At 62.3% G+C, this 12,291-nt stretch carries 8 protein-coding genes and 1 rRNA gene; 1 reads left to right on the plus strand and 8 read right to left on the minus strand.

What is annotated here, in order from left to right:
• The first annotated feature begins 142 nt into the window (after positions 1-142).
• Entirely contained in the window at positions 143-2,293 is a 2,151-nt protein-coding gene (ovoA, locus tag ACW5W7_RS17215) for a 5-histidylcysteine sulfoxide synthase (RefSeq protein ID WP_456502481.1), read from the plus strand.
• A gap of 88 nt (positions 2,294-2,381) precedes the next feature.
• Here the strand turns inward: ovoA and ACW5W7_RS17220 are convergent, their stop codons facing one another.
• The 8 genes from ACW5W7_RS17220 to rrf form a co-directional block, all read right to left on the minus strand.
• Positions 2,382-3,353, minus strand: coding sequence for a bile acid:sodium symporter family protein (locus ACW5W7_RS17220; protein ID WP_456502482.1), 972 nt, complete (start codon positions 3,351-3,353; stop codon positions 2,382-2,384).
• 283 nt (positions 3,354-3,636) lie between these two features.
• Positions 3,637-5,085, minus strand: a complete 1,449-nt coding sequence (locus ACW5W7_RS17225) for an amino acid permease (RefSeq protein WP_349920568.1) — start codon at positions 5,083-5,085, stop codon at positions 3,637-3,639.
• Positions 5,086-5,252: 167 nt separating this feature from the next.
• Complete coding sequence (locus tag ACW5W7_RS17230; protein ID WP_349920567.1) at positions 5,253-5,591, minus strand: tRNA-binding protein; 339 nt, start codon at positions 5,589-5,591, stop codon at positions 5,253-5,255.
• A gap of 79 nt (positions 5,592-5,670) precedes the next feature.
• Positions 5,671-7,116, minus strand: coding sequence for an amino acid permease (locus tag ACW5W7_RS17235; RefSeq protein WP_456502483.1), 1,446 nt, complete (start codon positions 7,114-7,116; stop codon positions 5,671-5,673).
• Positions 7,117-7,219: 103 nt separating this feature from the next.
• The gene (locus ACW5W7_RS17240; RefSeq protein ID WP_456502484.1) at positions 7,220-7,675 is read right to left on the minus strand and encodes a beta-galactosidase subunit beta; all 456 of its coding nucleotides are present in this window, start codon (positions 7,673-7,675) and stop codon (positions 7,220-7,222) included.
• On the minus strand, positions 7,672-10,758 hold the full coding sequence (gene ebgA, locus ACW5W7_RS17245; protein WP_456502485.1) for a beta-galactosidase subunit alpha: 3,087 nt from the start codon (positions 10,756-10,758) through the stop codon (positions 7,672-7,674). Before ebgA ends, ACW5W7_RS17240 begins: the two co-directional genes overlap by 4 nt.
• Before the next feature lie 319 nt (positions 10,759-11,077).
• The gene (gene ebgR / locus ACW5W7_RS17250) at positions 11,078-12,043 is read right to left on the minus strand and encodes a transcriptional regulator EbgR (protein WP_456502486.1); all 966 of its coding nucleotides are present in this window, start codon (positions 12,041-12,043) and stop codon (positions 11,078-11,080) included.
• A gap of 151 nt (positions 12,044-12,194) precedes the next feature.
• Positions 12,195-12,291 (minus strand): 5S ribosomal RNA (rrf, locus tag ACW5W7_RS17255); the annotation flags it as partial.

The following is a 12,291-nucleotide window of genomic DNA, read 5'->3' on the forward strand; positions in this document are numbered from 1 at the left end:
GGAATGCTTCTGCCCGGCGGGCGACCGCCATCATGACGAGCGTTGACAGTTTTTTGTTGTCGCGCCGGTCTGTTGAGCCAATAGTGATACTTCGTGCATCTGCTGCACCCGTCCGTCTTCACTGCCCACAAGGAGTCAGAGCGTGACCCAAGCCCATCATCCCTTCGCCGCACTCGGCGGCCTGCCCGCCCCGACCCGCACTCCGCTGCTGACCGGCGAGGATCCCGAGCAGAAGCGCCGCGAGCTGCTCGCCTACTTCTGCCAGACCTTCGATCTCTACGATGCCCTGTTCGACTGCCTGGCGGACGAGCGCGCCTGGTTCAACAAGGCCATCTCATTGCGCCATCCCCTCATCTTCTACTACGGCCACACCGCCGCCTTCTTCGTCAACAAGCTGCTGGCGGCCCGCCTCATCGAGGCCCGCCTCGATCCTCGCATAGAGGCCATGGTCGCCATCGGGGTGGACGAGATGAGCTGGGACGATCTGGACGAGACCCACTACGACTGGCCCGCCATCGCCGAGCTGCGCGACTACCGCAGCCGGGTGCGCACCCTGGTGGTGGACTTCATCGAGCGCATGCCGATCACCCTGCCCATCGACTGGCAGAGCCCGGCCTGGGTCATCCTGATGGGGATGGAGCACGAGCGCATCCACCTCGAGACTTCCAGCGTGCTGATCCGCCAGCTGCCTCTGGCATGGGTTCGACCCCAGCGTCACTGGCCCGCCTGCGAGGTGCGCTGCCACCAGCCAGACGCCGTGCCCGCCAACGACCTGCTGCCGGTGGCCGGTGGCCGGGTGCGTCTTGGCAAGCAGGATGCCACCTACGGCTGGGACAACGAATACGGCGAGCGCCACATCGAGCTGGCCCCCTTCCAGGCGAGCCGCATGCTGGTGAGCAACGCCGAGTACCTGGCCTTCGTGCAGGCCGGCGGCTACCGGCAGCAAGACTGGTGGGACGACGAGGGGTGGGGCTGGCGCCAGTTTGCCGGGGCGCGGATGCCGAGTTTCTGGGTCGGCAATCCAGAGGATCCCGATCAGCTGCAACTGCGGCTGATGACGGAGCAGGTCGACATGCCCTGGGACTGGCCCGCCGAGGTGAATCAGCTGGAGGCCGCCGCCTTCTGCCGCTGGAAGTCGGCGCAGACCGGGCTCTCCATCCAGTTGCCGAGCGAGGCCGAATGGCTGCTGCTGCGGGAACAGCTGGCGGGGGATCAGCCAGACTGGATGGAAGCCCCCGGCAACATCAACCTGGCCCGCTTCGCCTCCCCCTGCCCGGTCAACGCCTGCCCCCAGGCCGGTTTCTTCGATCTGGTGGGCAACGTCTGGCAGTGGACCAGCACCGCCATCGACGGCTTCGAGGGCTTCAAGGTGCATCCCCTCTACGATGATTTCTCCACCCCCACCTTCGACGGCAAGCACAGCCTCATCAAGGGGGGCAGTTGGGCAAGCACCGGCAACGAGGCGCTCAAATCCTCCCGCTATGCCTTCCGTCGCCACTTCTTCCAGCATGCGGGCTTCCGCTATCTGGTCTCCCGTTATCAGGAACCCGTTACCGTGAACCCTTATGAAACCGATACGCTCGTCGCCCAGTATCTCGACTTCCAGTACGGTCCGACCCACTTCGGAGTTCCGAACTACGCCAAGACGCTCGCGGATCTTGCTGGCGAGCTGTGCGGCCATCACCAGCGGGCGCTGGACATCGGCTGCGCCACCGGCCGCGCCAGCTTCGAGCTGGCCCGCCACTTCCAGCACGTGGACGCCGTGGACTACTCGGCCCGCTTCATCGACGTAGCCCTGGCCCTGGCGGCTCAGGACAGCTTCCGCTACGCCATGCCGGTGGAGGGGGATCTCGTGGAGTATTGCGAGGCACGGCTCTCTTCCCACGATCTCGGCAGCGAGCAGGCCGGACGCATCCACTTCAGCCAGGGGGATGCCTGCAACCTCAAGCCCAAGTACGCGGACTACGATCTGGTGCTTGCCTCCAACCTCATCGACCGGCTGCGCGAACCCGCCCGCTTCCTGCGCGACATCGCCCCGCGCCTGCGCAGTGGCGGCCTGCTGGTGCTCACCAGCCCCTACACCTGGCTGACGGACTACACCCCCAAAGCCAACTGGCTCGGCGGCATCCGCGAAAACGGCGAGGCGCTCTCCACCTATCAGGCGCTGCAACGGCTGCTGGCGGCGGAGTTCGAGGAGCATATGCCAGCGCGTGACGTCCCCTTCGTCATTCGCGAGACCGCCCGCAAGTACCAGCACACCCTGGCCCAGCTCACGGTCTGGCGCAAACGCTGAGGCGAATGCCACAAAGCAGAGAGGGAGGCACTGGCCTCCCTCTTTTTTGTCCGCGAGTCACGCTCCTCGCCCAGGGCCGCGCGGGCCCTCACCCCTCCTGGGTGGCAAGCCCGGCGTTTCGCTCACGGTAGCGGCGTGCCAGCACGGCGCATACCATCAGCTGGATCTGGTGGAAGATCATCAGCGGCAGCACCATGACCCCGACGCTGGCGGCGGGGAACATGACGTTCGCCATCGGCACGCCGTTGGCGAGGCTCTTCTTGGAGCCGCAGAAGACGATGGTGATTTCGTCCGCCTTGTCGAAGCCGAGTCGGCGGCTGATCCAGACGTTCCAGCCCAGCACCAGCGCCAGCAGCACGCAGCTCAGCAGAACTATGCTGGCCAGGTCATACCAACCCACCTGATGCCAGATCCCCTGCACCACCGCCTCGCTGAAGGCCACATAGACCACCAGCAGGATGGAGCTCTGATCCAGCTTGCCGATGAGGGGGCGGTAGGCGTCGACCCAGCGGCCGATCAGCGGCCGGGAGAGATGCCCCACCACGAAAGGCAGCATCAGCTGCACCAGGATGGACTGGATGGAGTGCCAGGTATCGATGCCCTCCCCCTGCACCTGGATCATCATGCCCACCAGCACCGGGGAGAGGAAGATGCCGAGAATGCTGGAGGCCGAGGCGCTGCACACCGCCGCCGACACATTGCCGCCGGCCAGCGAGGTGAAGGCGATGGCCGACTGCACGGTGGCGGGCAGGGCGCAGAGATAGAGGAAGCCAAGGTAGATGGCCGGGCTCAGCCACTGGGGCACGAAGGGGGTGAGCAAGAGCCCGAGCAGCGGGAACAGCACGAAGGTGCTGAGCATCACCACCAGGTGCAGCCGCCAGTGGCCGAGCCCCGCCAGCAGATTCTGGCGCGACAGCTTGGCGCCGTGCATGAAGAACAGCAGGGCCACCGCCAGCTTGGTGAGCCAGCCGAACCAGACGGCGACCTCTCCCTCGCAGGGGAAGAGGGAAGCCAGGGCCACCACCAGCAACAAGACACAGGTAAAAGGATCCAGACGCACGGAGAGTCTCCATCGAAGGCGCATCCCGCCTGGCCGAGGGTTCGGACATGGGACGACAGGAAAGACAACAGGAGCTGTTTGACAGCTCCCGTTGCAACGAGGCTCCAGCTTACCCCGAGAATCCGATGGTGCAAAGTTGAGCGATGCGCCCACGTGTTTAATAAAATTAAACGCTTTCACATCATCAGCATGTGAAATTGAACAACCAGCACGGCCAGCGGGGTGACAAAGCATAAAAAACGGGTGGCCCGGGCCACCCGTTTTACAACGTGCCGCGATGTCGTCAGCTCTGTTTGGCCAACGTGCTCCCCTTGCCCGGCTGCTTGCCACCCGCGGCCAGTTTGGCGGCCTGGCGCTTCTCGAAGCGGGAGATCCACCAGTAGGCGATGGCCGAGAACACCGCCGTCATGAAGACGTTGATGAAGAAGGCGCGCACCAGATCCACCCCGGCCGGGAAGGCGGAGGCGCTCATGCTGACCACAAAGATGAGGATCAGCACCGACACCACGGCCATGCCGAAGGAGCGCGAGCCCATGCGAAAGTCCCGCGGGGTGTCGTCGTGTTTCCAGCGGAACACGAAGTAGGCCACCATGATGAAGATCGGCGGCAGCATGGCGGTACCGGCGGTGAGGTTGATGGCGGTGTTCATCATCTGCTGCACCGACTCCGAGCCAAAACCGTTCACCACCAGCATCACGAACACGAAGACGAACTGCCACCAGGCGGCACGCACCGGCACCCCGTGCTCGTTGAGCTCTGTGGTCTTCTCGCCATAGACCCCCTTGGGGATCTCGGAGAAGTGGATCTTCACCGGCGCCGCCGTCCACATCATCATGGAGCCGAACATGGCGATGAACAGCACCACGCCAACGAAGCGGCCCACCAGCGCCTCGGAGACCTGGAAGTACTGGGCCATGCCGGTGAAGATCTCCACCATGCCGCCGGCGTAGGTGAGGCTCTCCCGCGGCACGAACACGTTCACCAGCAGGGAACCGAGCGCATACATGGCACCGATGACGATACCGGCGGTGATGATCACCCGGATGAAGGACTTCTGACCGCCCTTGACGTCATTGAGGTAGGCCGCCGCCGTCTCGGCGCCCCCTGCCGCCTGGAAGATCCAGCACATGATGCCGAGCGTCGCCCAGTTGATGGTCGGCGTCATGGCTTCCAAGGTGATGGGCTGGGCCGGCACATGGTCGCCGCCGAGGGCCATCAGGGCCCCCAGCACATAGATGGCGAACAGGGCGAACACTCCGTAGGCCACCAGCTCCGCGATCTTGCCGAGCCAGCTTGCCCCCTTGGTGGAGATGTGGGTCGCCGCCGCGAACAGCACGATGGAGATGAGGGAGGTCACCATGGGGGAGAAGCTGTATTCGTACCCCAGCATGGCGTAGGAGGCGTAGGCGATGACGTTCGGCAGCAGGGAGACGAACCAGAACAGGTTCACGAACCAGTAGAGGAAGGAGCCGAGGTAGGCCATGCGGGTGCCGAGGGGCTTTTTAAGCCAGTCATACATGCCCGACTCCGACTGCCTGTTGGCGGAGACGAACTCGGAAATGATGAACACGAAGGGGATGAAGTAGACGAGGGTCGCCAGCAGGAAGATGGGGGCCGAGCTCAGCCCCAGCTCGATGTTGTTGTTGACGATATTGCGCACGTTGAACACGGCGGCAAAGGTCATCGACAGCAGGGCAAACTTGCCTATGGTGCCGCGTATTGAATCCGACATATTGTCCTCCAGTGGACTCGCGCTCCCTGCGGGTAACGCTGTGACTCTGTGATGTGTTCGGCAAGGGTCTGTCGGCCCCGCGCTTTGCTCTCTTGTTATGATCGGGCCGCCTGGGCGGCCTCGTTGGTGAACCGGTGCAGCCGCACCGCACCGGCTCGCAATACCCTTCAGACGATGGGGGTGCCCGGCGCCATGGGCACCCGGGGTTGCAGCAGCACGCTCTGGCTCTCGTCCGGCGTCTCGGCGCACAGCAACATGCACTCGGAGCGCTCGCCGCGCATCCTGGTGGGTTTGAGGTTGGTGAGCACCACCACCTGGCTGCCCAGCAGTTCCGCCTCGCTGTAGTGAGGCACCAGACTGGTGACCGTCTGCAGCGGCCGCTCGCCGCCCACGTCGATCTGGACGATGTAGAGCTTGTCGGCGCCAGGGTGGCGCACCACCTCCAGCACCTTGCCCACTTTCATCTCGACCCGTTTGAATTCGGCAAACTCGATCACCTCGCGCATTCCATTCTCCTCGCTCTCTGTTGTGCAACCGGTCACGGGTGGCCGCAGCCACCCGGTTTTATTCGGGGTAAAAAGGGGCTCATGACACCTGGACGGGAACCTGGGCGGCAGGCTGCGCCTCTATGGCGCGGGCCTCGGTACTGAGGGAGGCCTCGTATCGGTTGTATTTCCACCAGGCGAAGCCGAGGAAGATGACGATCCCGCCCACGTTGTAGAAGACGATGGTCATGATGTCGGCACCGGTCGGGAAGGTGGAGGCCAGGAAGCCCACCGAGAAGATGGCGATCAGCACCGAGACCACGGCGATCCCCATGGTGCGCGAGCCCATCTTGAATTCCCGCGGCAGGTGATCCAGCTTCAGGCGCAGGTTCAGGTAGGCCAGCATGATGAACAGGGGGGGCAGCATGGAGGCGGCCGCCGTCATGTTGATCACGGTGTTCATCAGATCCTGGGCGGTGTTGGAGCCGAGCGTCGGGATCACCATCAGGGGCAGCACGATCAGGTACTGGATCCAGGCTGCGCGGGCGGGTACGCCGTGCTCGTTCAGCTCGACCGTCTTCTTGCCGAAGATGCCCGCCGGGATCTCGGAGAAGAAGATCTTCACCGGGGTGGCGGTCCACATCAGCAGGGAGCCGAACATGGCGGTGAAGGAGACCAGGCCCACGAAGCGGTTCATCAATATCTCCGGCAGGCCGAAATGGGCCGCCAGCCCTTCGAACACCTGCACCGAGCCGCCGGTGAATTTCAGGGTGTCGCTGGGGGCAAACACGTTGATCAGCAGGGAGGCGACGGAGTAGAGCACGCCGATGAAGAGGCCGGCGACGATGATCACCTTGACGAAGGATTTGGATCCGCCCTTGACGTCATTGACGTAGACGGCGACGGATTCCGCGCCGCCGGCCGCCATAAAGATCCAGGTGGTGATCCCGAGGAAGGCCCAGCTGAAGTCCGGGATCATGGCCTCTACCGTGATGGGATCCGCCGGCTGCACGCCACCCACCAGGGCCGCGCCCGCCAGCAGTATGTAGGAGAGGGTCAGCAGCAGCATCAGGGACGAGGTCACCGAGGTGATGGGGCCCAGCATCTTGGCGCCATTGGTGGAGACATAGGTCGCGAAGGCGAACAGCACCATGCTCAAGGCCGTGGTGGCCAGCGGGGTGAGTATGTATTCGTAGCCGAGGAAGGCATAGGAGGCGTAGGCGATGACCCGCGGCAACAAGGAGGTGAAGAAGAACAGGTTCACGAACCAGTAGGTGTAGGCGGAGATGAAGGCCCAGCGCCCGCCGAGGGAACTCTTGACCCAGGCATAGACACCCGCCTCGGAGTTCTTATTCAGAGACACAAATTCCGCGATGATGAGGCAGAACGGGATGAAGTAGAAAATGGTGGCCAGGAAGAACATGGGGGCCGAGGCCAGGCCAATCTCGATATTGTTGTTGATGACGTTGTTGAAGCTGAATACGGCGGCAAAGGTGAGCGACAGCAATCCAAACTTGCCTATCGTGTTGCGTTTGGTATCAGACATTTCCATCTCCAGACCTGTATGTATTGTCGGCGCAAGGGCGGGGCATTGGCTGTAGGGTGAGCCCCACCCTTGCGGCTGTTGTCAGTACGAAAGCGGCAGCGAATTATTTGTTTTTGAAGTAGCCGCCTTCCACCGTGACCTTGATGATGAGCTTGCGCACCTCGCCATCCCCGACGAAGCGGTAGGCCTCGTGGTTCTCGAAGATCACCAGCTGACCATTGCCGACCCGCTGGCGCCCTCGCACCTCGCCGGCCAGCCACTCGCGGTCCGTGGTGTCGTCATAGGCCTGCTCGGTTTGCAGCTCCCGTTTCTCGGCCCATTCCACCGTCTCCTCCCCTTCCAGGTAGTAATGGATGTCGAAGTAGCGGCGCTGCCCCTCGAACAATGAGGTGGCCGGGCTGGCCCCCTCCTGCAAGCGGTAGGTGAGGGAGTCACCGATGGAGTGGCAGATGCCGGGCTTGAGGTTCGGCAAATTGTCGATGGCCTCCACGCAGCGCCCCCACTTCTTGCCCTCCCGATAGATGTTCTTGAACAGGGTCAGGTTATCCAGGGTGATCATGCGAGGTTCCTCCCGCCGTTGATGGTGAGGTCGAGCCCGGCCAATGCCGCCGGATTGAGGTTGCCACGGGCGATGGGCAGCAGGGTCAGGCCGAAGCGGAATGGCTCGAAACGTACCCGCCAGGAGTCCAGCACCTCGGAGCCCCAGGAGTTGGAACCCAGCCCCAGCACCTTGTGATCCAGGTTCAGGGTGAGGTAACCGCAGGGCTCCAGCTCGTTGATGTGCTGGGCGGCGTGGATCTGCTCCCAGCTATGGGGCCAGACGCTCAGGTTGATGGGGGCATCCGGGCGCACGTAGAGCCCTTCACCGTGACGGTTGGTCAGGGTCGCCCAGCGCACCTGCTGACGGTTGCCGTTGTCCTGCGGGAAGGGGTAGTGCTCCCACATCTCGGTGACCGTGCTCTGGAAGCGGTCGATCCAGTTGCTCTGGCGGCTGTCCTGATAGTTCTCCCCCGGACCCATGCCGAAGTAGTGCACCCGATCCAGATCCTGACGGATACCCAGCTCGAAACCGACCTTGGGGATGATGTCGTCATAGCCGCCATAGGGCTGGCCGCACAGCTGGACGTGCAACTGGCCGTTCGGGCTCAGGGTGTAGACGTAGCGGCAGCGCATGCCGAAATCGAACACCGGCGGCGCGATCAGGCTCTCCACCGTCACCTCGATGGCCTCCCCCAGCTGACGCCAGCTCAGAGTGCGGAAGTGCTCCTGCATGATCTGCAGGTGGTTCGGGTGCCAGAGGCTCTCGTACTCCTGCTTGTGGTTGTCGATCATCGGCTTGAAGAAGTTGAGGCGCGGCGATCGCTCGATCAGCTCCTTGCCATCCTGCTGCCAGCTCACCAGCTTGCCGTCCAGGCGCGAGAAGCGCAGGGCGAAGCCGTTGCCGGTCAGGGTCAACGCGAGCCGCTCGTCGGCAATCTGCAGCGCAGTGGCATTGGGGCTGGCGAAGGGACGTAGCTGACGGCTCGATGCCTTGAGTTGGAACTGATACTGGCCGAGCTCATGGTCCGCCGGGCTATAGGGGGTGGGGGTGGGGGTGGCGCTGGCCTTGATGACCCGGATCTGGACGAAGGCTTCCCGCTCATCGAGTGCAGGCAGTTCGAGCTGCAGCGTCGTGATGGCGCCGGGGGCAATGCCCGCCAGCCGGATCTGCTGGCTGGCAAGCAATTCTCCTTCCGCCTTCACCTCGGCCAGCAGACGGATGTCATCCAGGGTCGAGAACCAGAAACGGTTCTCCACTTCCAGCTTGCCGCAGGTCGCATCGACGGCGCGGATCTTGACCGGGCAGATCACCTGCTTGTATTCACGCAGGCCGGGCCCCGGAGTCTGATCCGGGTAGATGAGGCCATCCATGCAGAAGTTGTAGTTGTTGGGGTAGTCGCCGTAGTCGCCGCCGTACTTGTAGACGGGGCGGCCCTGCTCGTCGTGCGCCAGGATGCCGTGATCGCACCACTCCCAGATGTAGTGACCCTGGATGTGGGGATGGCGGTCAAATACCTGCTGGTATTCGTGCAGGCCGCCGGGGCCGTTACCCATGGCGTGGGCGTATTCGCAGAGGATGCGCGGCTTGTCCATGGGGAACTCGCCGAAGCAGTTCATCTGGGAGACCCGGGAATACATGGTGCTCACCACGTCCACCACCTCGGCGTCGCGGTCTTCCTCGTAGTGCACCAGCCGGGTCGGATCGATCTGTTTGCAGCGCCGGTACATGGCCCTGATGTTGCAACCGTAGCCGGACTCGTTGCCCAGCGACCAGATGATGATGGAGGGGTGGTTCTTCTGGGCGTGGACGTGACGCTCTATGCGATCGACGAACACCGGCTCCCAGTCGGGATCGTCCGTGATGCGGCTGAGATCGCCGACGTTGGCAAAGCCGTGGGTCTCCACGTCCGTCTCCGCCATCACGAACAGGCCGTACTCATCGCACAACTCGTAGAAGCGCGGGTCATTCGGGTAGTGGGCGGTGCGCACCGAGTTGAGGTTGTGCTGCTTCATCAGCACGATATCCCGCTCCACCCGATCCATGCCGACTGCGCGGCCCTTCAAGTGGTCGTTGTCGTGGCGGTTCACCCCGTGCAGCTTGAGATACTGGCCATTGACGTAGAAGAGCCCGTCTTTGACCTTGATTTCGCGCACCCCGACCCGCTGCGGGATCACCTCCAGCAACTCGCCACTGTCGTCATGAAAAGAGAGTTGCAGCTGATAGAGATAGGGGTCTTCGGCATTCCACAAATGAGGGGCCGCCAAGTCCAGGCTGAAGCCGCAGGTCAGCTCGCCGTCGATGGCAAGATTATCGAGAGAGCCGCTGGCTATCTCGCTGCCCTGATCCAGCAGGGACCAGATCAGGCGATGAGCCCGGGCAGGCAACCCCAGGTTCTCCAGCTGGATGTCGCAACTCAGGGTGGCGCTCTGGTTGTCATCGGCCAGAGTGGTCTGGATGAAGAAGTCCCGCACATGGACGGGGGTCTTGCCCACCAGGTAAACGTCGCGGAAGATCCCCGCCATCCACCACATGTCCTGATCCTCGATGTAGGTGGAATCCGCCCACTGCATCACCCGCACCGACAGCAGGTTCTCACCGATCTGGGCATAGGCGCTGATGTCGAACTCGGCGGTAAGGCGGCTGCCCTTGCTGAAGCCCACATAGTGACCGTTCACATAGACCTCGAAGTAGGTCTCCACCCCGTCGAACTTGATGATCACCTGCTCCCCGTCCCAGGCCGGGCTCAGCGTGAAGTTGCGCTGATAGGCGCCGGTCGGGTTGTTGCTCGGCACGAATGGCACGTCGATGGGGAAGGGGAAACCTTCGTCCGTGTATTGCAGCTTGCCGTGACCTTCCATCTGCCACATGTTCGGCACGGCTATCTGACCCCAGTCACTCAGGGGGCTGTGATAGAAGGCCTCAGGCACCGCCAGGGGATGCTCGAAGTAACGGAACTGCCACTGCCCGCTAAGGGAGAGGAAGCGACGGCTCAGCTCCCGCTGCATGGACGAGGCAGCATGGGCATCCGCATAAGAGAAGAAATAGGCACGGGGTGCCAGCCGGTTTTCACCGACGAGTTGAACGTTTTCCCAGTTATTCACATGTCCTCCCGGAACAAGACATCCTAGACTGGGTAAACCATAGATAAATATTTACTAAATATCAGCTCTGCATTGGTAAAGTTTTAACCGGATCACAGCCCATCGCCTAAACTGTGAGCGTGATCAGAACTGCGAAATAAAAGAGGGCATGTGCTGACTGAATGGCATAAATGTTGAAAATCAGAAGCTGCAAACAATAAAAACCTTTAATAACAGCACGTTATTTGCAAGCATGGAGGAAGGGATATACACGGCGGGAGAAGGAAGCAACCATGCCCTGTGAGAAGGCATGGTTAAAAAAACCATGTTTTTACTAAATCTAGCGTGTCGTACCACGCAATGTCAGTCGGCTGGGCACCAGCACTCGCAGGGGCACGTCTCGCTCGTCCCGCAGCCGCTCAACCAGGAGATTGACCCCCTGGGAACCCATCAACTCGGAGTGGATGCGCACGGTGGAGAGCGGCGGGAAGGTGAACTTGGCGGTCGGGATGTCGTTCACGCTGATGAGCTCGAGCTGCTGGGGGATCGCCAGCCCTTTCTCGTGAATGGCTCTCAGCACGCCGATGGCGATGGAGTCGGAGGCAACGAAGAGCGCGGCCGGCCAGTCACCGGCCAGCATCTCCTTCGCCAGTCGATAGCCGGAGGCGCTGGAGAAGTCCCCGCGATAGAGATCCCCCTGCTGCACGACCCCCAGCCGCTGGCCATAATCGAGGAAGGCGAGCTCCCGCAGATCCGGCAGCTCGTCCTGGCCGCCAATGTAACCGATGCGGTTGTGGCCACGGGCGATGAAGAAGTCCACCACCTGCTGGCTGATGAGCGCGAGATCCACGTCCACCGAGTCATACTCCCCCTCGGAGCGACAATCGATGAACACCAGCTGGGCGGAGAGAGAGTAAAGCGCAGCCAGGCGCTCACCAAGCAGATGGCCGATAACCAGGATACCGTCGACACTCGTCAGATCCCGCCCCTCGGCCCCGTTGTAGAAGTGGGTCAACTCGATGTTCAGGCGGGCGCATTGGGTCTCTATGCCATAGCGGATGGCGAGATAATAGGGGTCGTTGACCTCGGTGCTCTGGGGATAGGCGTAGACCGCCAGAAAGTGCAGCCTGTGCTTGTGCAGCCCCTTGCGGGCACTGCTGGTCTTGTACTCCAGCCGTTCGGCGATCTCGAAGATCTTCTGCTTGGTCTCTTCCTTGACGCTCAGCGTCGGATCCTCATTGAGCACCCGCGACACAGTTGCCTGAGAGACCCCCGCCTCCTGTGCAATTTCCTTCAACGTGGCCATTCATACTCCTCTGGCGATGACACCCGGCCCATGCCCCCAGAGTAACGGGCAAGTCGCTGACAGCCCAGCATTTTTACTAAAAGAAACAGTGATGGTGGCGAAATTCCAAAGCAAAAAGGCCTCCCGAATGGGAGGCCTCTTCTGAATGGGTGCCTGACAGTGTCCTACTCTCGCATGGCGAATGCCACACTACCATCGGCGCTACCGCGTTTCACTTCTGAGTTCGGCATGGGATCAGGTGGTTCCAC

It is taken from the genome of Aeromonas intestinalis (assembly GCF_054052485.1).